The following is a 19,504-nucleotide window of genomic DNA, read 5'->3' as shown; positions in this document are numbered from 1 at the left end:
TATAAAATAATTTATATAGAGGAGGATTACTTATGAAGTATGTAGCAACGTTTCTTGTTTTATTGCTTTCTTACCTTGGACTAGTTGGACTAGTTGGTAATGTTGAGCAGTTTGTACAAGAATTAGTGCTTGGAGCGTTAGTCAGTGCTGTACTTACATTTATTCTAGCGAATTATGTAAATTACACGATTGATTATAAGTTTCCAATCAGACTTCTAGTGTTTGTATTTGCATACATTCCAGTATTCGTTTGGGCGTTAATCTTAGCTAATTTCGATGTAGCAAGAAGAGTATTAAGTCCAAAAATCCCTTTAAATCCTGGGTTTGTTAAGATAGACACAGAATTAGAAGGCGATTTTGCGAAGCTAACGCTTGCAAATTCAATAACACTAACACCTGGTACATTATCTATTGATGTTGATGGGAATGATATTTATATTCACACTGTTGATGTTAAAGGTAAAACACCAGAAGAGAACAAGAAAAATATTTCAGCAAGATTTGAGAAGTTGTTAGGGGTGATTTTTAAATGATCAATGCAATCGTATTTGGATTAGTAGGACTGGGTATGTTCTTTGCAGTTATTCGTTTAATCAAAGGACCTTCTGTATCGGATAGAGTCGTTGCATTAGATACACTTAATGTAATTACGATCGGACTTATTTCGTTACTTGCTTTCACTTTTGACAATCAACTATTCTTAGATATAGCTATCGTTTATGCTATCTTAGCGTTTATGGAAACTGTAGTCTTTGGTAGATATTTGGAGGGTAAACATGGAAATCGCTAGTCAAGTATTTTTAATTATTGGTGGTCTATTTTATCTTTTAGGTGGACTTGGAGTATTACGTATGCCTGATGTATTTAATCGTATACAAGCAGGAACAAAAGCAACAACTTTAGGTGCATTTGCCATCTTACTAGGTGTTGGAATTGCGAATCCTACATGGTTATTAAAAGTAGGACTAATTATTGTGTTTATCGCAATAAGCAATCCAATTGGTAGTAGTGTATTAGCAAAAGCATCGTATAAAGCACAAGGTGCACCATCAAACGTTGTGCAAGATGATTTAAAGGAATTATTAGGAGGTACTGAAGATGTTCGATAATATCGATTTGATAATGGTACTTGAAATCGTAATCGCAGTATTCATGATTTCCTTAGCCTTCTTAGCAATAAATAGTAAGTCTTTAATCAAAGCCGTTATGTTCTTATCTGCATTAAGCATGTTAAGTGTAATTGGTTTTGTTGTTATGCAAGCTCCTGATGTTGCAGTTACAGAAGCAGTAATCGGTAGTGGACTTGTTACAAGTTTATTTGTCTTTACATTATTAGCTACAAAAAAGGTAGGTGTTAAATAATGAAGAACTTTTTAGCATTATTAGTAGCACTAGGACTTGGTGCTTTAATTATCCTATCTTTACAAGGTAATACAATGTTTAACCAATATGGTGAAGATGTTACAGGTAGAGACAGTGAAGAGTATGATAACCGTGAATACGGTGAAGAAAACCCTGAAAGTGGAGCTGCGAATATTGTTACTTCAATCGTTGCAGATTTCCGTTCATTTGATACTTTAGGAGAGATTACAGTATTATTCGTATCGAGCTTAGGTGTTGCTTTACTACTTGGTGGTAAAAAACAAAAACGTTTGGAATTAGATTTCCATCCTAACTTTATGTTAAGAATTGGATCAAAAGCATTATTTGGAATCATCTTAATGACTGGTGTATATGTTACTATTCATGGTCATTTAACTCCTGGTGGAGGGTTCCCTGGTGGGACTATGATTGCAAGTAGTATGTTGCTTTTATATTTAGCAGATGATACGTTTAGAGCTAAAATAAAAGGATTCAAAATATTAGAAAGTGTTGCTGGAACATTATATGTGTTAATTGGTATTGCTGGATTATTTATGGCAGATTTCTTCTTAGAGAACTGGTTGAATAACGGTGTTGTAGGTGATTTATTATCTGCAGGAATCATCCCAATTGTATATATATTAATCGGTCTAAAAGTTGGATCTGAAATCAGTGGCGTTATCGATAATTTCTTAACAGAGGAGGTAATGTAATATGTTACAATACGCAGCTATTATCCTAATCGTGTTAGGACTATACGGTTTACTTACACAAAGAAATGTAATTAAAATCATTATTTCATTAAACATAATGGAAATAGGGTTAAACCTATTTATTATAAGTGTTGGTTACTTTAAAGATGGACTTGCTCCAATCTTTACAAGTGCAACACCAGCAAACCCAAGTTTTGTAGATCCATTACCACAAGCGTTAGTGTTAACAGCTATCGTTATCGGTGTTGGGACAACTGCATTAGGACTTGCCCTTGCTAGAAAAATATATCAAAAGTACGGTACTTTTGAACTTGATGAAATGGGGGAAAATTAAATGAGTGCTATATTATTAATTGCAGTTCCATTATTAACTGCATTCATTAGTATTTTGATGAAAAAAGTTTCTCCATACTTACTATTACTTGTTAGTTTATTTACGCTAGTAGCAATTTACTTCATCGAACCAGGTCAGGTAATCATTGGAGGATTCATGCCTCCATTTGGTATTACATTAGAAGTGAATACATTCACATTAACTAGTTTATATGCAGTAAACGGATTATTCTTCTTAGTTGTTGCGGTAAATATAGCTAAGTATAAGAAGTTATCTTCAATCTTATTGGTTGCATTAGCTGGATTAAATGGATTATTACTTACAGGTGATTTATTCAACTTATTCGTGTTCATTGAAATCAGTGGTATTGCAGCATACTTAATTACAACTACAAATAAAAAACCACTTCAAACGTTCAACTACTTAGTAGCTGGAACTGTGGGAAGTATTTTATACTTACTAGGATTAATTATTTTATACAACATGGCTGGAACATTGAATATGGCTGATATGGCTACATTCGTTCAAGCGAATGGTGCATATACATTATTCCCATTCTTATTAATGTTTATTGGTCTTGGAGTAGAAGCTAAGTTATTACCATTTAACTCATGGGTTAAAGGTATACTTGGACATAGTAATAATTTATCAGGAGCTATGATTGCATCTGTGTACGCAACTGCGATTGGATTAGTGTTTGGTAAGTTATTAGCAAATGTATTCGTTATTGATGGAACATTAGCGGTAATCGTTGCCCTTGTATTAGGTCTTACGATCTTAGCTGGTGAAGCAATGGCGTATGCATCAACAAAAGCGAGAGAGATTCTTCTTTATTCAAGTATCGCTCAAGCAGGAATTGTTATTTTATTATTTACAGTTGGATTAGGGAACTGGGCTACGATGTTTGCGATTGCAAATGGAGTAAGCAAGTTTATCTTATTCGGTGTTGTTAATAGATTAACTGAAGAAGTAGGAAATGACGAAATGGATCAATTAAAAGGATCGTTCGTTAACAATAAACTTATTGGTGTATCATTCACTGTTGCAGCATTAAGTATTCTTGGATTACCTTTATTCTTCGGATTCGTTGTTAAAATGAAAAGTTTAACAGGATTCTTCCATCCGGCATTTGTAAGTAATTTACCAGGTGGAAACTTCATATTCCCTATTATTATCTTAGTAGCGAGTGTAATTGAAGGTGTATACTTTGTTAAGTTATTAACAAAATTATGGTACAAAGAATCAACTGTAAAAGTAAACTTTACTCCATTATTTAAATACGTTGTTGCAGTGTTAGCACTTGCCTTAATCGTATTTGGATTATTCAATGGTGAAGTTGAAGCAATAGCAGAGACATTAAAATCAATTGTTGGAGGTGTCTTATAATGGAATTAAGTATTGAGATTTTTATCCTTGCCGCGTTAGCGTTTGGATTAATGGCTTATGTTATAGGAAAACTTCATAAAGAACTAGGTAGTATTATGACAATCATTGGTAGTTTAGCTATCTTTGGTGGGATTACATATCTTGGTTATAGTGGTGAACTACTTGGTGATACTGAGTATCTAACGTTTGCAACATTTGAGATTTCACAGTTTGGATTATTCTTCGCGATTATCGTATCATTTGTATTCGCAATGGTTTCATTCTTTAATCCATTCTTCATAAAACAATATAAGTACCCAGCGTTATACTCAATGTTATTTATGTTCAGTTTAGCTGGAGCAATTGGAGTATTCTTCAGTTCTGACTTATTATATTTATTCTTCTTCTTTGAATTTGTTGTTTGGACAAGTTTATTCCTAATCCCAATGGGAAGAAGTAGAAAAGCAGCTTCTTGGTACTACGGATTTAGTGCAGCTGGAAGTTTCATGTTGTTATTTGCTATCTTATTGATATTCAATGCAACTGGAAGTTTCCATATATCTAATATCAGTAATGTAACAGGCGGAACTCAAATAGCAGTATTTATATTAATGAGTGGTGCAGCATTTACTAAACTAGGTGCATTCCCACTTCATATATGGTTACCAAAAGTATTAACAAACGCTCCTGATCCCGTAACTGCAGTATTTAGTGGTGGACTTGAGAAGTTAGGTGCATTCGTTGCATTACTAGCTATAGTTAATATGGGTGGAATTGGATTTATGATTCCTACAATTGATATGTACTTTGGACAAATGGTTATTGCAACTTTAGGAGCAATGACAATTGTATTTGGTACATTGATGGCAATCAGACAAGATGATGCAAAAAAATTACTAGCTTACTCTTCTATGAGTAATGGTGGTTATATCTTAGTTGGATTCGCTATGTTAACATCACAAGGTATTGCTGGTGGTTTATACCATATAGTAGCGCATGCACTAGCTTCAACTGCAGCATTCTTAGCAATCGCAGCAGTAGCTAGAATTACAGGTACAACTAAAATGAAAGAACTTGGTGGAATTATTCATAAAATGCCAGTTACTTATATGGTGTACTTAATCGCAATCATCTCAATGGCAGGTATTCCTCCAATGGGTGGATTCATAAGTAAATGGATGATCTTCCAATCAGTAATGAATAAAGGAATGGTTATAATCGCAATTGCTACATTCTTTGGTAGTATTGGTAGTTTCTTATATGTATTTAGACCGCTTGCAGCATTGTTCTTAGGACAAGAGTTGCCACAGTTTAAGAAAACAGTTAAGGAAGTTCCTTTCTTCATGATGTTACCGATGTTGATTTTATCATTACTAAATGTTTATACAGGTGTATTACCTGGACAAATAATCAAATTCATTAATGGTATCTTTACTGATATGCAGTTAAATTACAATATCATAATGGATGGATTCAGTATTCAAGGTTGGAATGGAAACAGTATGTTAAATCCATTGTTAATTGCTGGAGTATTTGGATTTGGTGTGTTTGTAGCATTTATCATATTTATCGTATTGAAGAAATCTAAAAAAGTAGACTTAATGGATACTTATACAGCAGGTAACTTTGTTTATACAGAAGAGTTACTACATTACAGTGTTGATTTCTATGCACCACTTGAAAGATTATATGAGAAATACATTCACATAATGAAAAACTTCTATAAATCATTGGCAAATAAAGTAAAAGAATTTGGGGCATTTATGAAGTATTTCTTCTTCACAAACAAACCTGAGATTACAGTCTTCTGGATTGTAGCATTACTTGTATTCTTATTGTGGGGTGACGTAGTATGAGAGAAATAATGATGAGTGTACTATTTGGTTTTGGAGTAGCATTCTTTGGATTTGTTTGGCAAACTGCACTTGGTGGAATAAACCGTAAATTTGCAGCACGTCTACAAAAAAGAAGAGGACCAAAATGGTATCAAGAGTTTTTAGATATATTTAAATTATTAAGTAAAAGAGCTACGTCACATGGTTGGATATTCGACTTTGGTGTAATCATGGCAGTTGGTGGAATCATTGCTACAGCGATGTTCATGCCAATTACTCAAGATTTAGTAGCATTTTCTGAGTTTGATAACTTCTTTATCTTTGTTTACTTAATTGCAGTAGGTATGTTAGGTATGGCAATGAGTGCTAGTGGTAGTGGTAATCCATTTGCTAGTATCGGTGTTATGAGAGCATTAACTACGATGTTGGCGTATGAAATTCCGTTTATGATTATCGTTATGACAATCATAAAAGTAACTGGAACTTCAAGCTTAACAGGTATCGCAGCATGGCAACAAATGGCAGGTAATAACTGGTTTATGATCGCTATGCCAATTGGATTTATCGTAGCTACGATGTCATTAATGGGTATGCTTGGTAAGAAACCATTTGAAACGTATATAGCTCCAGCGGAAATCGCATCTGGACCTATGGTTGAATATGGTGGAAAACAACTTGGTATGTTATTTATCATGCACGAAATTACAATCTTCATCGAAGTAAGTTTATTCGTACACTTATTCTTAGGTGGAGCAGAAAATATTATAATGTTCTTAATCAAATACTTTATTGTATATGCAGTTATGAACTTAGTAAGCAATATATTTGGTCGTTTCAAAATTGATCAAGTAGTTGTATTCTTCTATAAATGGCCATTATTACTTGCGGTATTACAAGCAATGGCAGTTATACACTTAGGGTGGGTGATTTAAATGGAATCTACTAAATATACGCAACACGTTGCGTTATCAAAAAAACAAGTTGATAGAAAATGGTGGGAAATCGGAGATTTCTTCAGACGTAACTCACTATGGATGTTAATGTATTGTACAGGATGTTGTGCTATTGAATTACCACCGGCAATGACTTCAGCATATGATATGGAACGTTTAGGAATGGGGCCAATGGCTACACCTAGACAAGCAGATGTTTTATTAGTAACTGGATACTTATCTTTAAAAACTTTGAGACGTTTAATCTATACATATGAACAAATGAGTGAACCAAAATATGTAGTTGGTTTTGGTAGCTGTACTATAAACGGAGGAATCTACCATGATTCACATGCCGTTATTAATCAGTTAGATCAATACATTCCAGTTGATAGTTATGTTGCTGGATGTATGCCAAATACAGAAGCAGTAATGAATGGATTTGTTGATTTAATCGAATTAATTAAAAATAAAAAAGCAGACGGTTGGAAAAGATATCATTCAAATAATGAATGGTATAAGAAGAACCAAATCGATGCACTAGGGGAGGTACGAGTTAAAGATGAATTCCATCAGTAATGTAGACTTTTTAAAGTCCCTAGTAGAGGAAAAATACAAAGTTAAAAAGACAGAAGTAATTGATCAATATCAAATGAGTTTTGAAGTTGTTCAAGAAGATGTTCATAGATTACTATCTGAATTAAAACTTGAAGGTTGGAAGCAGTTATCATACTTAAGTGCTATTGACTGGATAGATGAAAATGAATTCGAAATAGTTTATATCGTATTCAACTGGGATCGTCCTGTTCATATTCAAATACGTACAAGAATAGATAGAGAAAACCCAGTAATGAATAGTATTATGCCAATCTTTGAAGGGTGTAAATATTATGAACGTGAAGTTCATGAAATGTTTGGGATTAAGTTCCCGGGTAACCCTGACCACGAACTACAGTTGGTTCTAGAAGAATGGGATGATATGCCACCTCTTAGAAAAGATTTTGATCCAAAAGCATACAGTGATAGAAAGTTCCCTGTACGCGAATATACAAATGATTTTGTAGAATTAAACGGTCAAAAGTCAAAACAAAAGGATCGTATCAAAAGAGCAGAAAGAATTGAACAAGTTGGAAAGAGAGGGAATAAATAATGAGAGAACTTAAATTATTTTTAGGACCTCAACATCCAGGTATGCATGGTAATGCATCAATTCATATGTTTGTTGAAGGTGATATCATTACACGTTCTTACTTACTTCCAGGGATGTTGCATCGTGGATTTGAAAAAGGTATGGAACGTCACTCATGGGTAAACAATATTTCTCTAATACCTAGAGTATGTGTTGTTGAACCAGATATAAATGAAATGGCATTCGCAATGGGAGCAGAGAAACTTGCTGGTATAGAAGTTCCTGAACGTGCTCATTGGATTAGAATGATTGTATTAGAATTAGCTAGAATCAGTATACATATGATGGCATATGGTGGTTTAGGAAGCCCAACAGGTAACTACACTCTTATGTATCATGCTCATGCTGATAGAAATAGTATCTTAGATATCTTTGAACAAATTTCTGGTCACAGAATTTATCATCAATATATCGTTCCTGGTGGAGTTCGTAAAGATCTTCCTGTTGGAATCGAAAAGGATATTCATGCGTTCTTAGATGATTTAGAAAGTAGATATACTGAATACCGTGATTTAGGTATTGAGAATCCTACATTTATTCCTCGTATTAAAGATACAATTATGCTTCCTGAACATGTAGTTTGGGAATTAGGTGTTACAGGACCTGGTATGAGATCTGCTGTAAATAAACCATATGACATTAGAAAAGTAATGCCATATGCACGTTATGATCAAGTAGAATTTGATGTTCCAGTTTCAGATTATAGTGATGCACGTAGTCGTGTAGATATTAAATTAAAAGAAGTAGTTCAATCAATTGGTATTATCAGACAATGTCTTGATAAAATACCTGAAGGTCCAGTTAGAGTGCCAATGGCACAAGGACAATCAATGAGATGGACTCTTCCAAAAGGTCATGTATATAGTGTTGTAGAATCAAGTCGTGGTGAATTTGGATATTATATGGTAAGTAACGGAGGAACACATCCTTATAGAGTCGGTGTTCGTGGAGCAAGTTATCCTCAAGGATTATTAGGTATAGAGAAATATTTACCTGGTACAAGAATTGATGATGCTGCTTTATGGGTAGATACTATGGGTGTATGTTCACCGGAGATTGATAGGTAGGTATGAAGATGAAAAAATATAGAACAGTAAGCTTATTCAATCCATTTAGATTATGGAAATATTTATTTAAGAAACCAGTCTCACACGACTTTGAAGACATATTTACAAAGAAAAATAGAGAAGTATTAAGAAAAGACACATTCTTAAAACTAAAATCAAAAAAAGAATCATCACCAAGAAAAGCACCAGGATATTTGCGTGGATTCCATACTAATGATTGGGAACAATGTATTGGTTGTGGAACATGTGAAGATATCTGTCCTACAAAAGCAATTGAAATGGTAGAACGTTTAGACGTTCCTGACAAAGAAGGTTCATTCCAACTTAGACCAACAATTGATTATGGTAGATGTTGTTTCTGTGCGTTATGTGTTGATACATGTACGACAGATTCATTAACAATGAGTAAAGAATATATATACGCAAGTGATGAAGCAGATAACTTTAAATTCTTACCTAAATCAACATTCTTAGGTGAAGAAGTTGAAGTTGGATGGGCTAAAGATGAAGCGTCTAACTTATTAGCAAAAGAAAGAGTTCATATGGATCATGTATTACCAAGCGATCGTAAATCTTCTTTTGTTGAAGTAGTAAAAGGATATAGTAGAGAATACGCAATGGCTGAAGCAGCACGTTGTGTTGAATGTGGTGTTTGTACTTCATCATGTCCAGTTCAAATGCATATTCCAGCATATATCAAAAGCATATGGGAAAACGATGTAGAAGCAGGATTACGTCAAATCTATGAAACAAATCCATTACCTGGAGTTTGTGGAAGAGTTTGTACACATAACTGTGAAACATCATGTTCAATCGCTGTAAATGGTGAAGCTATAGCAATCAGATGGCTGAAACGTTACATCATCGATAGTGCACCTAAAGATATGTATGAAAAAATCTTATCAGAACCTGTTAGTGAAGTGATTGATGCTAAAGTAGCAGTTGTTGGATCTGGTCCTGCTGGACTTGGTGCTGCATACTACTTACGTTTAATGGGTTATAATGTAGATGTTTATGAAGAAAAAGATTTAGCTGGTGGGGTTATGCGTTATGGTATCCCGGCTTACAGATTACCAGATACTTCAATTGATAAAGATATCGATTTCATTAAATCTATTGGTGTTAACATCTTAACAAACAAACGTGTTGGTAAAGATGTTTCAATGGAACAACTTGAAAAAGATTATGATTCAGTATTCTTAGGAACAGGGTTCTTCAAAGCAAGAAACTTGAACATTCCTGGGGCGGATCATAAAGACGTTATCGGTGCGATGGACTTCTTACCACAAGTAAGAGACTTCGAACGTGGTGTTTTAAAACTTGAAGATATTGATGTAGCTGAATCAGTAGTAATCATTGGTGGTGGAGATGTTGCATTTGACTGCGCAAGATCTGCTACTAGATTACAAATGCTTAAATACGGTAAAACAGATGTTAAATTAACATCACTTGAAAATGAAGATGCACTTCCTGCTTCAATGGATGAATTAATTGAAGGTGGAGAAGAAGGTGTTGAGTTCTTCTGTGGTAACGGTCCTCAAGAAGTTATGCAGAAAAACGGACAAGTAACAGGTCTTCGTTTATGGAAATGTTTATGTGTATTTGATCCAACTGGTCGTTTCAATCCTGAATTTGATGAAGAATGTGAACAAATCATTGCTGGGAAACAAATATATATCGCAATTGGACAAGCTCCAGATTACGACTATATCCCAGAATCATTGAATGATGTAGTTAAAATTGAACGTGGTAAAATCAAAGCTGATGACAATGGACAAGTTGCAGATGTACCTTGGTTATTCGTTGGTGGAGATATCTTACGTGGTCCAGATTTAATTAGTGGAGTTGCAGATGGACATAGAGCTGCTAAAGCAATTGATTCTTACTTATATAAAAAAGCTAAAGATAAAAAAGCTTATGACAAAATCAAAGAATTAAGAGAAGCTGCAAGACACAATACACCAGGATTTACACCAAAACAAGAAGCTAGAAAATAACATAACAAAAAGGAAATCAATTAATCTTGATTTCCTTTTTGTTTTAATTGTTGTTCAATACGATATAATTGTCTCATTGACATTCTAGATAACTGTTGTAATGAGTATTCATCGTCTATATCAAGTAACTCTATATTGTATACATACACAAGTTTCCCTGGTGAGATGTTGTACTCATTTGCAGTTCTAATCAACGTTCTAATTTGCTCGTCTGTTAAATCATATTCATCACTTTTCAGGATTCTTACTACAGGAGCATAGCGTTTAAAACTAGTGTCCATTTTCTCATGGAACTTGTTTTGCACTCTTACTCGAACATCTTCAGAAACACCCTCAACATGAATCAATACTACATTTTCAACTTCATTGGGATCAATATATCCAAGTTCTACAGCTCTATCTACAATAATTGTAACAACTTCTTCAATAGACATTCTCTTAAAATTCACGTCTTGATCAATCAAGATTTCACCATCATCATTCAGAGCTGTTACATTTATTACTTTATCATTCTCATCCAACGTTATTTCAATGGATGGATTGATATCAACAGTAACAGTAGAAGCATATACTTGTTCATTGTTTTGAATATTTGAACCAAATACTAATAGTAAGGCGATAACAAATATGCTGACAAAACTAAATTTGAACCTGTTTTGTAGAAAGAAAGTAAAGATACTATGATGTTCTTTTTCAGGAACTTTAAATCTAGCATCTTTTTTAATATCTTGTAAGATATCAGGAGCTTCTGCGAAAGAAGAAGCTATCTTGTTTTCAAATTCATTTTTCATAGTATCACCTACTTTCATATGTATTTTTTAGTTTTTTAATCGACTCTTGGTATTTCCAGGAAACAGTTCCCTGCGGAATATCAAGTATCTTTGATATTTCTTTAAATGTAAGATCACCTAGTACTTTATATACAACAATGTCTCGTTCTGTTTCATTAAGTTTCTGTAGAATTTCTCTTACAATAAGCTCTTTTTCACTTGAACTTTCAGTCTGTCCAAATAAACCTTCTTGTTCAGACATATCAACTTGTAGTTCTCTTTTTCTTTTTTTGTATTCATTTAATGATTTGTTTCTAGCAATTGTTGTTAACCATGATTTAACACTTGTGTTTTGCTTAAACGAGTGTATTTTCTCTAACATAGTGAGGTAAGTATCTTGCATGATGTCTTCACTAAGAGAAGGGTCCTTCATAATTGCTAGTATTGTATAGTATACAATATCTTTTGTTGCATAATACAACTGATCAAAACCCTCCATTTCATTCTTCTTGAGGGCTTTGATAATTTTGAATAGTTCTTTGTTGGTCATAATACCACCTCATATTAGATTGTATCATAACTCTTTAGGGATAGGAAGGGAAGGGTAGAAGGGGTTCTACCCTAATTTGAAATTATTACCGTTTATACTTCAGTGCAATCTTCTTCGCACTCTTCTTGATCTCTTTTGTTTTGCCATTCTTCTTTTCGTTCTTGCCAGCGATTTCTTGTTTCATGTCTAAACTGTTCTCTAGCATTTTGAATTAATTCTTCTATTTCTTCATCTGTCAATTCTGGATGTTCATTGATGTAGTTATCTACTCTTTCTTTGTACTGATCAATTCGTTCTTGTTTTCTTTCTCTGAATTGCTCCATTTTTCCATCTTTGAACTCTTGTAATTCTTCTCCATGAATTTCTCTAACAATTGCTAAAATGTCTTTAACAGGCATTTCTAGTAATTCTTCTAATACTAGAGTGTCATCGCTAAGTTGAGCGGCTAAAGCCAGTTTAAGTTTACCAGCTGACACACCTAGTTCATCTGCTTGAAGTAATAAATCTTCTTGTGTAAAATCTTCGCTTAATACAACTGCGTTGATGAATCTTCTTGCGAAATGTCTATTTAAACGTTCGTGAATTCTACTTCTTACTCTGTCTAAATTCTCTTCATCGCCATCTTCACCTAGTACAGTAATTAATACTGCGTTTTCTTCACCTTCAGGATCAATGTATCCAGCTTCTGTGGCAGTTTGAACAAATAATTCTACTGCGTCATCAATGTTCATACCTATGAAGTCTAAATCTGAACACAGGATAGCTGCATCTTCATTAAGGAAAATATATGACTCCACATTATCCTCACCATCGACAACGAATTCTATTGATGGGTTAATATCTACCGATACATAATACCCTTGAACTTCTGCTTCATTACCTGTACATGCAGATAATGTTAATGCTGCAACTGCAGCAAACAATAAAATACTTAATTTTTTCATTTTTAATTCCTCCGTTTTTTTTATTTTTCACATATATAACAATCAAATAGTGGTTTTTTATGGAAAAAATCAAAAAAAATGTAAAAGTTATCTTTTTTCGTGTGTTATAATAATAATCGAGGTGATACTATGAGTTATCATTATAAAGTTCAAAACGAACAAATAGATAAATTATTTGAAGCCATTCTTTCATTAGATTCAATTGAAGAGTGTTATCGTTTCTTTGATGATTTATGTACAATAAATGAAATTGAAGCGTTCGGACAACGATTAATGGTTGCCAAAATGATTCATAATAAAATGACATATCAGGAAATAGAAAAAGAGACAGGGATTAGTGCAGCTACCATATCAAAAATCTCTAAGTCTTACATGTATGGACCTAAAGGATACAAGATGATGATTGACAAACTAGAGAATAAATAGGCCCTAATGGGTCTTTTTATATAATAAGGAGATGGATGTTGTGAGAATAGTGACTTTATTGGAAAATGATTCAATCAGAAACGATTTAAAATCTGCACATGGATTAAGTCTTTATATTGAACACAATCACAGAAAAATACTGTTTGATATTGGTCCAGGAAACCAATATATCAAGAATGCCAAAAAACTTGGTGTAGATATTAAGGATGTAGATTATCTAATTATCTCCCATGGACATCGTGATCATGGAAGAGGAATTAGTAAGTTTTTGAGAAAAAACAAAAAGGCAAAAGTATATATTCAAGAAACAGCTTTTCAAAAATTATATAAGAATTTCAAGAAGATTTATTTACCAATTGGTATAAGAAAACCAGTCTTTTCAAGAAGACTAGTTATGGTGAATGATGATATAAAGATAGATAATGGGATAAAGATATACCACAACGTAAAAGCCGTAGATCAAATCATAAAAGATGATACTCTATTGAAGAAAGATCCAATTGATGGATTTGTCCAAGATGATTTTGATCATGAAATCTACCTTGTGTTATATGGTGGGAAAAGCAAAGTATTATTTAGTGGTTGTTCACATAAAGGTATTGAAAATATTATCGATTCAATTGAATTGAAAGAGAAAAAACCGTTCTCTGCAGTTGTTGCTGGATTCCATTTTTCACATTATGATTCTTCAAACTTAAGACAAACGATGTATTTAGATGACTTTAGTGAGAAGATGACTACAAAGGGCAAAGTAACCTACTATACAGGGCATTGTACCGGAGATGAAGCATACTTGGATTTAAAACAGCGTATGAAGGATTCTTTGCAAAGAATTAAAACAGGAACAGAAATAAATTTATAGCATAGAAATCTATGCTATTTTTTTTGTTTCAAAACTTCAGTTTTATAGTATAATAAATATGCAGTTGCCAGTATGGTGGAATTGGTAGACGCGTTGGATTCAAAATCCAATGACCGAAAGGTCGTGCCGGTTCGACTCCGGCTACTGGTACCATAATAAAAAAAGACAAGAAATTGTCTTTTTTATTTACTCATAAATACATTCATTGCTTTGAATAGGAACTTAGCTAATCCTGGGTGAATATTATCATAATATTTAGTAAAACGTTCGTCTTGTGTGTACATTTCAGTAAGAGATAAATGTGCCTCTTTTGTGTAGGTTGGCCAGTAGAACAGTAACCACTGCTTATGCATCTCGCACATCTTCATTGATAACTCACTGCTTGAATCATTTTCTTTGATTGCCTGAATCATTACAGAGTGCATTTGATCTGTGAATGTGTTGTGTTGATTCATTTCAGATTCAGTTTTATTCTTATATTTTTGATTGGCTTGTTGCATAAATTTTTTATCGTATTTTTCTTCTAACTCTATTCCGTACTTATCATTGTTTTCTTTTAATTTTGCTTCTTTGAATGCTTCGAATTTTTTATTGTTTGACATTTCTATATTTCCTTTCTTTAATTGAATTGTGTCCTTTATTGTTTTAAGTATTTTCTTATATGATTCTATTTTTGATTCAAGCTTATCTTCCATTTCATTTAGTGATTCAATTATATCAAAGTTACTTTCTGAAATGATATCTTTTATCTCTTTTAATTCATATCCAAGTTCCCTATAGAACAATATGGATTGCAAAGTATTTACATTGTCTTCATCATATAATCTGTACAAAGAATCTTTATCTCTTTTTGGACTAAGTAAACCTAATTCATCGTAATGTCTTAGTGTTCTTGTGGTTACACCTGACATTTTTGATATCTCTTTTATTTTATACATATTATCACCCAATTACATTATAAACCTTAACGTAGCGGTAAGGTCAAGAAAAAACAAAAAAAATTACTGGTTTATGTTATAATGGTTCTAACGAGGTGTGCATATGAAAAATTTCATTTACAACTCTCCAACAAAGATAATTTTTGGAGAAAAACAGATAGTTAAACTGAAAGACGAATTACTAGAAAGTAACGCTAAAAACGTATTGTTAGTATATGGTAAAAGTTCAATTGTTAAGAGTGGATTATATAGTGATATAATTTCAATTTGTAATGATTTGGATATTGCTGTATTTGAAGAAAAGAATGTGAAACCAAATCCTGATGTTTCTAGTGTCAGATCTGGAATTGAAATATGTAAAAGCAATAATGTAGATTTCATTATCGCTGCAGGTGGTGGCTCAGTGATTGACTGTGCCAAGGCAATTGGCTTTGGTGTATACTTTGAAGGTGATATCTGGGATGTGTATTTAAGAAAAGGTGATTCATTTAAATCTTTGCCAATTGGAGCAATCATCACATTGGCTGCAACAGGGACAGAGACTAATGGGAATAGTGTTATCAGCAATGACGAAACTGGAGAAAAAAGAAGTGTTGGGTATCCAATTAGTATACCTAAGTTCACTATTATTGATCCTACTTATACACTTACAGTAAACAGACATCATACCATTGCGGGTAGTATTGATATTATTATGCATATATTAGAACAGTTTATGAGTCCAACATCAAATACTATGACATCTGATTTAATGAGTATTGGTGTTATAAAATCTGTTATAGAAAATACAAACAAATATATTGCTGGTGAGAATAGTTATGAGGTTAGATCAAACTTATCTTGGGCTTCAACGATAGGATTAAATTGGATACTTGGTGTTGACAAAGTTGGAGATTGGGCGACACATAGACTTAGCTATGCAATTACTAAGGAATATGGAATAACTCATGGTTATGCACTTGCGATGTTGTTTACAAATTGGGCAAGAGTAGCACTGAAATATAATAAAGAAGTTATGAAAATGAGATTAGATATTCTTGGTAGAGAATTATTCTATGGGTTAGAGTATTCTAAAGTCTTAGATAGATTAGATAGTTTATTTGTTTCATGGGGAGCAAATGTATCTATGAAACCTGAAATAGAAGTAAACGATGATAGTATAGAATTACTTGTTAACAACGCATTAGGTTTAGGTAATGTTGGACAAGTAATAGAAGTAAATAAAGAAGTGGCAACAGAAATCTTTGGTTTATCGAATAGGTAGGTGTTATATATGTATAATATGGATTTTGATAGCATAATAAAGAACTTGTATGAAGGTGTTTATGTGGTTGATTCGAACCGAAAGATTGTTTTCTGGAATTCGGGTGCTGAGAAGATTACAGGGTACATGAGTAAAGAAGTTGTAAATGCTCACTGCTACAATAATATATTAAGACACGTTGATTCAAATGGGAATGAATTGTGTCACAATGGATGCCCCTTACACCATACTCTTCAAACAGGTGAAATAAATGAAAATGATGTTTTTCTGCATCATAAATTAGGACATAGGGTACCAGTGTCAGTAAAAACTATGCCATTATATGATAATGAAGGAAACATTGTTGCATCTATTGAAGTATTTACCGATAGTAGATTTAAAAAAGATAATTTTGAAGAAAACAGAAAACTAAAAGAACTTCTAGTAGTGGATCCTTTAACTGAAATATACAATAGAAGATATTTGGATTTTCATCTTGAAAATGTAATCAGAGAAAACGATAAATTTGACGTTGCATTTGGAGTCTTATTTTTTGATATCGATCTGTTTAAAAATGTTAACGATACGTACGGACATATAGTTGGTGACGGAGTATTAAAAACAATCGCCGCAACTATAAAATCAAATTTACGTGGTGACGATATTGTTGGTCGATGGGGTGGAGAAGAATTCATCGCAGTTGTAAGACGTGTGGATGAAAAGAGCTTGAAAATCCTTGCGGAGAAACTAAGGTTGTTATGTGCGAGTAGCGTGTACGATCATAATACTGAAATCTCAATCAGCGTTACAGTATCTATTGGTGGAACAGTATATACAAATGGTGAAACGATGAATGAATTGATAGAACGAGCAGATAATTATATGTACCAATCAAAACAAACAGGAAGAAATAAATCTACAATAAAATAGGCTTAGCCTATTTTTTTGTTTTACTAGTGATTTTTAACTAGTGATATGATACAATTTTATGTGGAGAAAAAGGAGCTGATACGATGAAAGTTATCGCAGTGAATGCAGGGAGTTCATCCCTTAAATTTCAGTTGTTAGAAATGCCTAAAGAAACTGTTTTAGTTTCAGGTGTTGTAGAAAGAATTGGTATTGACAATTCAGTAATCAAAATCAAAATAAACGGAAAAAAAATTGAAGAAAAGATTGATGTTCCAAATCATACAGTTGCTGTTGATTTATTATTAAGCAAGTTGGTTGATTTAGAAGTAGTAAAAACAATCGATGAAATCGATGGAGTTGGACATAGAGTTGTACATGGTGGAGAACAATTTAGTGATAGTGTTGAGATCACTGATGAAGTGATAAAAGCAATTGAAGATGTGAGTGATCTAGCTCCACTTCATAACCCAGCGAACCTAACTGGGATTAGAGCATTTCAAAAAGCATTACCACATATAAAAGGTGTTGCTGTATTTGATACTGCGTTCCATCAAACGATGGAAGAGGATTCATATCTATATGGAGTACCTTACAAATGGTATAAAGACTATGGTGTACGTAAGTACGGGTTCCATGGTACAAGTCATAGATTTGTCTCAGAACGTGCCGCTGAACTTTTAGGTAAAGATATCAAAGATACAAAAACAATCGTCTTACACCTTGGAAACGGTGCTAGTTTATGTGCAGTTGATGGTGGTAAAAGTGTTGATACATCAATGGGGTTCACACCACTTGCTGGAATTATGATGGGTACAAGATCAGGGGATATTGATCCTGCGATTGTAGAATACATAATGACAAAAGAAAACAAAACAATCAATGAAGTAATAACTGATTTAAATAAAAACTCTGGTTATATTGGAGTGAGTGAAAATAGTAGTGATAGTAGAGATTTATGGACTGCATCACATAATGGAGACAAAAAAAGCTTCTTGGCAGTCAAAAAACAAGTTAAAATGATTTGTGATTATATTGCAGCATATTATGTAACTATGGGTGGTTGTGATGCAATTTGTTTTACAGCTGGTGTTGGAGAAAATGCAATATTCACAAGACAACTTGTCGCAAAACGATTACACGCCCTAGGTGTTAAGATTGACGAGGAACGTAATTTTGTTCGTGGAGAAGAACGATTAATTAGCACAGATGATTCAAAAATTAAACTATACTTACTTCCAACAAATGAAGAAGTTGTTATCGCAAGAGACGCTGTACGTTTAGCCAAATAATGAATATAAAAATAGATTCAGTTTTAAAGGAAAAAACACCTAACTTTTACGTTGGTGTACTTGAAGCAACTGTGTCAATTTATAGAGAACCTAAAGTTGATGGATTGATTGAAAAACTAGAACAAGACATCAATGATTCAATTGATATTAAAGATGTAGTAAACTTACCAGTGATTATTGACGGTAGAAATGCATATAAAACATATGGTAAAGATCCTTCAAGATACAGGCTAGCTGTTGAAAGTTTGTACCGAAGATTATCCAAAGGAAATAAACTATATCGTATTAACAATGTTGTTGATTTAGGAAACATATTGAGCATAAAAACTAGAAAAAGTATTGCGGTACTAGATAAAGATAACATCCAAGGTGATGTTTTGATTCGCCTAGGTAAGGAAACTGATAAGTATGAAGGTATAGGACGTGGAAGTTTAAACTTAACCAATATCCCTTTATATGAAGATGCGATTGGTCCATTTGGTTCTGTTACGAGTGATACAACTCGTACAATGATAACCGATGAAACTAATAGTATCTTACTATTGATTATTTCATTTTCAGGTAAAGAATCATTAGAATCTGAATTAGAAACTGCAAAGAATTTGTATTCTGAATATGCACAGGCATCAAACATAAAAACATTTATCATATAAAAAAAGCTCATTTTATGAGCTTTTTATATTGCAGTAACTGAATTGTGGCATCTTCGAATTTAGATATTGCATTGGTTTTCCATTTGATGTTATTTGGAAGGAATGCTTTCCTCATTAATTTGTTTG

The 19,504-nt window shown here is 33.2% G+C and carries 23 protein-coding genes and 1 tRNA gene; 20 read left to right on the top strand and 4 right to left on the bottom strand.

The genetic code is table 11. The features are described from left to right. The first annotated feature begins 32 nt into the window (after positions 1–32). Genes AC2LE6_RS05405 through AC2LE6_RS05345 form a run of 13 tightly spaced genes read left to right on the top strand, consistent with a single transcriptional unit; the run spans position 33 to position 10,794 of the window. The gene (locus tag AC2LE6_RS05405; RefSeq protein ID WP_484478240.1) at positions 33–533 is read left to right on the top strand and encodes a Na+/H+ antiporter subunit E; all 501 of its coding nucleotides are present in this window, start codon (positions 33–35) and stop codon (positions 531–533) included. Next, complete coding sequence (locus AC2LE6_RS05400) at positions 530–790, top strand: cation:proton antiporter (RefSeq protein ID WP_484478239.1); 261 nt, start codon at positions 530–532, stop codon at positions 788–790. The genes AC2LE6_RS05405 and AC2LE6_RS05400 overlap by 4 nt, the downstream gene beginning before the upstream one ends. Further along, entirely contained in the window at positions 777–1,109 is a 333-nt protein-coding gene (mnhG, locus tag AC2LE6_RS05395; protein WP_484478238.1) for a monovalent cation/H(+) antiporter subunit G, read from the top strand. The genes AC2LE6_RS05400 and mnhG overlap by 14 nt, the downstream gene beginning before the upstream one ends. Then, the gene (locus AC2LE6_RS05390; RefSeq protein ID WP_484478237.1) at positions 1,099–1,362 is read left to right on the top strand and encodes a hydrogenase subunit MbhD domain-containing protein; all 264 of its coding nucleotides are present in this window, start codon (positions 1,099–1,101) and stop codon (positions 1,360–1,362) included. Before mnhG ends, AC2LE6_RS05390 begins: the two co-directional genes overlap by 11 nt. Then, entirely contained in the window at positions 1,362–2,075 is a 714-nt protein-coding gene (gene mbhE / locus AC2LE6_RS05385) for a hydrogen gas-evolving membrane-bound hydrogenase subunit E (RefSeq protein WP_484478236.1), read from the top strand. Before AC2LE6_RS05390 ends, mbhE begins: the two co-directional genes overlap by 1 nt. A 1-nt stretch (position 2,076) precedes the next feature. Continuing rightward, the gene (locus AC2LE6_RS05380; protein ID WP_484478235.1) at positions 2,077–2,409 is read left to right on the top strand and encodes a sodium:proton antiporter; all 333 of its coding nucleotides are present in this window, start codon (positions 2,077–2,079) and stop codon (positions 2,407–2,409) included. Beyond that, on the top strand, positions 2,410–3,795 hold the full coding sequence (locus AC2LE6_RS05375) for a proton-conducting transporter transmembrane domain-containing protein (RefSeq protein ID WP_484478234.1): 1,386 nt from the start codon (positions 2,410–2,412) through the stop codon (positions 3,793–3,795). It abuts the gene before it with no gap. Continuing rightward, positions 3,795–5,630 (top strand): proton-conducting transporter transmembrane domain-containing protein, encoded by a 1,836-nt coding sequence (locus tag AC2LE6_RS05370; RefSeq protein ID WP_484478233.1) that lies wholly within the window; start codon positions 3,795–3,797, stop codon positions 5,628–5,630. The genes AC2LE6_RS05375 and AC2LE6_RS05370 overlap by 1 nt, the downstream gene beginning before the upstream one ends. Further along, entirely contained in the window at positions 5,627–6,541 is a 915-nt protein-coding gene (locus tag AC2LE6_RS05365) for a respiratory chain complex I subunit 1 family protein (RefSeq protein ID WP_484478232.1), read from the top strand. The genes AC2LE6_RS05370 and AC2LE6_RS05365 overlap by 4 nt, the downstream gene beginning before the upstream one ends. Next, on the top strand, positions 6,542–7,120 hold the full coding sequence (gene nuoB, locus AC2LE6_RS05360; protein WP_484478231.1) for an NADH-quinone oxidoreductase subunit NuoB: 579 nt from the start codon (positions 6,542–6,544) through the stop codon (positions 7,118–7,120). After that, positions 7,104–7,691 carry an NADH-quinone oxidoreductase subunit C gene (locus tag AC2LE6_RS05355; RefSeq protein WP_484478230.1) on the top strand — a complete coding sequence of 196 codons (588 nt, stop codon included), beginning with the start codon at positions 7,104–7,106 and terminating at the stop codon, positions 7,689–7,691. Before nuoB ends, AC2LE6_RS05355 begins: the two co-directional genes overlap by 17 nt. Further along, on the top strand, positions 7,691–8,797 hold the full coding sequence (locus tag AC2LE6_RS05350) for an NADH-quinone oxidoreductase subunit D (RefSeq protein WP_484478229.1): 1,107 nt from the start codon (positions 7,691–7,693) through the stop codon (positions 8,795–8,797). The genes AC2LE6_RS05355 and AC2LE6_RS05350 overlap by 1 nt, the downstream gene beginning before the upstream one ends. A gap of 8 nt (positions 8,798–8,805) precedes the next feature. Beyond that, on the top strand, positions 8,806–10,794 hold the full coding sequence (locus AC2LE6_RS05345; protein WP_484478228.1) for an FAD-dependent oxidoreductase: 1,989 nt from the start codon (positions 8,806–8,808) through the stop codon (positions 10,792–10,794). 20 nt (positions 10,795–10,814) lie between these two features. Here the strand turns inward: AC2LE6_RS05345 and AC2LE6_RS05340 are convergent, their stop codons facing one another. From AC2LE6_RS05340 to AC2LE6_RS05330, 3 genes are all read right to left on the bottom strand, one after another. After that, positions 10,815–11,585 (bottom strand): anti-sigma-I factor RsgI family protein, encoded by a 771-nt coding sequence (locus AC2LE6_RS05340; protein ID WP_484478227.1) that lies wholly within the window; start codon positions 11,583–11,585, stop codon positions 10,815–10,817. 4 nt (positions 11,586–11,589) lie between these two features. Beyond that, the gene (locus AC2LE6_RS05335; RefSeq protein WP_484478226.1) at positions 11,590–12,114 is read right to left on the bottom strand and encodes an RNA polymerase sigma factor; all 525 of its coding nucleotides are present in this window, start codon (positions 12,112–12,114) and stop codon (positions 11,590–11,592) included. A gap of 92 nt (positions 12,115–12,206) precedes the next feature. After that, complete coding sequence (locus AC2LE6_RS05330; RefSeq protein ID WP_484478225.1) at positions 12,207–13,058, bottom strand: anti-sigma-I factor RsgI family protein; 852 nt, start codon at positions 13,056–13,058, stop codon at positions 12,207–12,209. A gap of 129 nt (positions 13,059–13,187) precedes the next feature. Here AC2LE6_RS05330 and AC2LE6_RS05325 point away from each other — a divergent pair, with 129 nt between their 5' ends. The 3 genes from AC2LE6_RS05325 (at position 13,188) to AC2LE6_RS05315 (ending at position 14,499) form a co-directional block, all read left to right on the top strand. Further along, complete coding sequence (locus AC2LE6_RS05325; RefSeq protein ID WP_484478224.1) at positions 13,188–13,484, top strand: YerC/YecD family TrpR-related protein; 297 nt, start codon at positions 13,188–13,190, stop codon at positions 13,482–13,484. Between the two features lie 40 nt (positions 13,485–13,524). Then, a complete protein-coding gene (locus AC2LE6_RS05320; protein WP_484478223.1) occupies positions 13,525–14,346 on the top strand; it encodes an MBL fold metallo-hydrolase in 822 nt (273 codons plus the stop codon). Positions 14,347–14,412: 66 nt separating this feature from the next. Beyond that, positions 14,413–14,499, top strand: a tRNA-Leu gene (locus AC2LE6_RS05315). A 29-nt stretch (positions 14,500–14,528) separates the two neighbouring features. Here AC2LE6_RS05315 and AC2LE6_RS05310 read toward each other — a convergent pair. Further along, complete coding sequence (locus AC2LE6_RS05310; RefSeq protein WP_484478222.1) at positions 14,529–15,284, bottom strand: MerR family transcriptional regulator; 756 nt, start codon at positions 15,282–15,284, stop codon at positions 14,529–14,531. A 103-nt stretch (positions 15,285–15,387) separates the two neighbouring features. Between AC2LE6_RS05310 and AC2LE6_RS05305 the strand changes: the two genes are divergently transcribed. The 4 genes from AC2LE6_RS05305 (at position 15,388) to AC2LE6_RS05290 (ending at position 19,378) form a co-directional block, all read left to right on the top strand. Beyond that, the gene (locus AC2LE6_RS05305) at positions 15,388–16,548 is read left to right on the top strand and encodes an iron-containing alcohol dehydrogenase (protein ID WP_484478221.1); all 1,161 of its coding nucleotides are present in this window, start codon (positions 15,388–15,390) and stop codon (positions 16,546–16,548) included. Positions 16,549–16,557: 9 nt separating this feature from the next. Continuing rightward, complete coding sequence (locus AC2LE6_RS05300) at positions 16,558–17,457, top strand: GGDEF domain-containing protein (protein ID WP_484478220.1); 900 nt, start codon at positions 16,558–16,560, stop codon at positions 17,455–17,457. 83 nt (positions 17,458–17,540) lie between these two features. Further along, positions 17,541–18,725, top strand: a complete 1,185-nt coding sequence (locus tag AC2LE6_RS05295) for an acetate/propionate family kinase (protein ID WP_484478219.1) — start codon at positions 17,541–17,543, stop codon at positions 18,723–18,725. Continuing rightward, positions 18,725–19,378, top strand: coding sequence for a B3/B4 domain-containing protein (locus tag AC2LE6_RS05290; protein WP_484478218.1), 654 nt, complete (start codon positions 18,725–18,727; stop codon positions 19,376–19,378). Before AC2LE6_RS05295 ends, AC2LE6_RS05290 begins: the two co-directional genes overlap by 1 nt. The last annotated feature ends 126 nt before the right edge of the window (positions 19,379–19,504 follow it).

The organism is Candidatus Izemoplasma sp., assembly GCF_982632705.1.
Note: the sequence above shows the minus strand (reverse complement) of the source record. Positions and strands in the feature narration are given on the sequence as shown.

Excerpts from the sequence above, each read along its gene's own strand:
- AC2LE6_RS05405 (WP_484478240.1), top strand. The coding sequence starts at position 33 with ATGAAGTATGTAGCAACGTTTCTTGTTTTATTGCTTTCTTACCTTGGA.
- AC2LE6_RS05400 (WP_484478239.1), top strand. The coding sequence starts at position 530 with ATGATCAATGCAATCGTATTTGGATTAGTAGGACTGGGTATGTTCTTT.
- mnhG (WP_484478238.1), top strand. The coding sequence starts at position 777 with ATGGAAATCGCTAGTCAAGTATTTTTAATTATTGGTGGTCTATTTTAT.
- AC2LE6_RS05390 (WP_484478237.1), top strand. The coding sequence starts at position 1,099 with ATGTTCGATAATATCGATTTGATAATGGTACTTGAAATCGTAATCGCA.
- mbhE (WP_484478236.1), top strand. The coding sequence starts at position 1,362 with ATGAAGAACTTTTTAGCATTATTAGTAGCACTAGGACTTGGTGCTTTA.
- AC2LE6_RS05380 (WP_484478235.1), top strand. The coding sequence starts at position 2,077 with ATGTTACAATACGCAGCTATTATCCTAATCGTGTTAGGACTATACGGT.
- AC2LE6_RS05375 (WP_484478234.1), top strand. The coding sequence starts at position 2,410 with ATGAGTGCTATATTATTAATTGCAGTTCCATTATTAACTGCATTCATT.
- AC2LE6_RS05370 (WP_484478233.1), top strand. The coding sequence starts at position 3,795 with ATGGAATTAAGTATTGAGATTTTTATCCTTGCCGCGTTAGCGTTTGGA.
- AC2LE6_RS05365 (WP_484478232.1), top strand. The coding sequence starts at position 5,627 with ATGAGAGAAATAATGATGAGTGTACTATTTGGTTTTGGAGTAGCATTC.
- nuoB (WP_484478231.1), top strand. The coding sequence starts at position 6,542 with ATGGAATCTACTAAATATACGCAACACGTTGCGTTATCAAAAAAACAA.
- AC2LE6_RS05355 (WP_484478230.1), top strand. The coding sequence starts at position 7,104 with ATGAATTCCATCAGTAATGTAGACTTTTTAAAGTCCCTAGTAGAGGAA.
- AC2LE6_RS05350 (WP_484478229.1), top strand. The coding sequence starts at position 7,691 with ATGAGAGAACTTAAATTATTTTTAGGACCTCAACATCCAGGTATGCAT.
- AC2LE6_RS05345 (WP_484478228.1), top strand. The coding sequence starts at position 8,806 with ATGAAAAAATATAGAACAGTAAGCTTATTCAATCCATTTAGATTATGG.
- AC2LE6_RS05340 (WP_484478227.1), bottom strand. The coding sequence starts at position 11,585 with ATGAAAAATGAATTTGAAAACAAGATAGCTTCTTCTTTCGCAGAAGCT.
- AC2LE6_RS05335 (WP_484478226.1), bottom strand. The coding sequence starts at position 12,114 with ATGACCAACAAAGAACTATTCAAAATTATCAAAGCCCTCAAGAAGAAT.
- AC2LE6_RS05330 (WP_484478225.1), bottom strand. The coding sequence starts at position 13,058 with ATGAAAAAATTAAGTATTTTATTGTTTGCTGCAGTTGCAGCATTAACA.
- AC2LE6_RS05325 (WP_484478224.1), top strand. The coding sequence starts at position 13,188 with ATGAGTTATCATTATAAAGTTCAAAACGAACAAATAGATAAATTATTT.
- AC2LE6_RS05310 (WP_484478222.1), bottom strand. The coding sequence starts at position 15,284 with ATGTATAAAATAAAAGAGATATCAAAAATGTCAGGTGTAACCACAAGA.
- AC2LE6_RS05305 (WP_484478221.1), top strand. The coding sequence starts at position 15,388 with ATGAAAAATTTCATTTACAACTCTCCAACAAAGATAATTTTTGGAGAA.
- AC2LE6_RS05300 (WP_484478220.1), top strand. The coding sequence starts at position 16,558 with ATGTATAATATGGATTTTGATAGCATAATAAAGAACTTGTATGAAGGT.
- AC2LE6_RS05295 (WP_484478219.1), top strand. The coding sequence starts at position 17,541 with ATGAAAGTTATCGCAGTGAATGCAGGGAGTTCATCCCTTAAATTTCAG.
- AC2LE6_RS05290 (WP_484478218.1), top strand. The coding sequence starts at position 18,725 with ATGAATATAAAAATAGATTCAGTTTTAAAGGAAAAAACACCTAACTTT.